Origin of the sequence: Variovorax sp. MHTC-1, from assembly GCF_003984645.1 — a bacterium.
Taxonomy (GTDB): Bacteria; Pseudomonadota; Gammaproteobacteria; order Burkholderiales; family Burkholderiaceae_C; genus Variovorax.
This window is the reverse complement of sequence record NZ_RWKI01000074.1, coordinates 1-1,444: the sequence shown is the minus strand read 5'-3', so window position 1 is coordinate 1,444 and position 1,444 is coordinate 1. Positions and strand designations below refer to the sequence as shown.

The following is a 1,444-nucleotide window of genomic DNA, read 5'->3' as shown; positions in this document are numbered from 1 at the left end:
GCCCGTTGCGGAAGTTGCTGCCACCCCGAAAGCAGACATCGCAGCATCGCAGCGCGTCCGGCGCCCCATCTTGAGTAGGCACCTGGATTTCCCGTTCCACGGCTGCCGTGCTCGGCCCAGCGATCGTCGGTCTAGGTCGATGAGTGCCAAAAGCCTGACGAATAGCGACTGCGCGTGCATGAGACCAAGCGCAGGAGGAAGCGATCTTTAGCTCGATCTCTGTGGCTTAAGTTCGCGGGAGAAAGCTTCCACACACGATGAGCAAATAGTTGCCGAGGGCGCTGGAAACAGCGCCTCAACCTCATAGGAGAACTGCCCACAAAAGCTGCAGATATCCCTAGGGTACTTCTGCGCAAGCCAGAGCTTGGCTGTCTTTTCCGATGTGTTTACGTTGACCCATTTGCTGGAGGTTCCTGCGTAGCAACGCTCAACCTCCCTTTTGGCAGATGACAGTGACTTCGATCCAGTCACGCCCAGCACTTTCCAGTTTTTGCTGCAATAAAGGATCAGATAGTCCTTCAGGTCTTCTCGCAAGCTCCTACAGATTGCGATTTTTGGTACCCGACCGAGGAGTTTGTCCCCGACGAAGAGACGCTGCTGTCCTGTGAATCTCACGTTCTTGTCAGCGACGGCATACGCGATCACACGATCGCTGCCGATCGCGGGAGGCGGGGCATTCGTGTCTTGAGAAGGGGTGGTATTTTTTTTCATGTTTGGGATTACTTGCAGTTGTCGTCACAGTTGCAGTTCACAATGCGCTCCTCTTCTTTGATGTACCCACCTGTCCCCGGTCGAAAACGGCGAGTCTTCCAGCGGACGGAGACATAGCACGCTTTTACCTTCGAAGCACCGCCGCACTTGGCCGCACAGTACTGCTTCTCCTGTGGCTTGCAACTGTCGGTCCTTGGCAGTGACATCGCATTCATACCCCCAACGAGCAAGTCACCGAACGCATCGTTGGCTGGCGTTCCGGGGATAAGGACATCAAGTGGCCCTGGAATGGTAGGCCTTGGAGACGGAGGAGCATCGAACGGATTCAAACCTTTCGGATCGGTGTACAACAATGGATTGGAATCCGCATAGCCGAATTTATTCCACCCGCCATCCAACCCCGTGGGGTCAGGCTGGCTGTACCGCCCCGTCCGACTGTCGTAGCTCCGGAAGTAGTTGTAGAACAGCCCACTTTCCTTGTCCGCGTACTGGCCGGGGTAGCGCAGGTTGTATGTGACTGCCGATGCGCCGGTCACGCCCGTCGTCGGATTGGTCGTTGCGCTCGTGAACCGCTTTGCCGCGATCGTGGGCTCCTCATCCCCGAACGCTGAATAGCCCCATTGCCACAACACCTGCCCATCTGCCGCGCTGATGCGACGCGGTGTTTTCAGGTGGTCCACGTGCACTGCATAGGCGGTACCGTCGATCATCACCGCCACAGGCATCGGCCCGT

At 57.0% G+C, this 1,444-nt stretch carries 2 protein-coding genes; both read right to left on the bottom strand.

The annotated features are described in order from the left end of the window. Positions 1-207: 207 nt before the first annotated feature. Positions 208-711 (bottom strand): ClpX C4-type zinc finger protein, encoded by a 504-nt coding sequence (locus tag EJI01_RS28265; RefSeq protein WP_126840400.1) that lies wholly within the window; start codon positions 709-711, stop codon positions 208-210. An 8-nt stretch (positions 712-719) separates the two neighbouring features. Continuing rightward, on the bottom strand, positions 720-1,444 hold a 725-nt coding region (locus EJI01_RS28260; protein ID WP_312846095.1), incomplete at its 5' end, for an RHS repeat domain-containing protein.

Coding starts and splice junctions, on each gene's coding strand:
- EJI01_RS28265 (WP_126840400.1), bottom strand. CDS start 711: ATGAAAAAAAATACCACCCCTTCTCAAGACACGAATGCCCCGCCTCCC.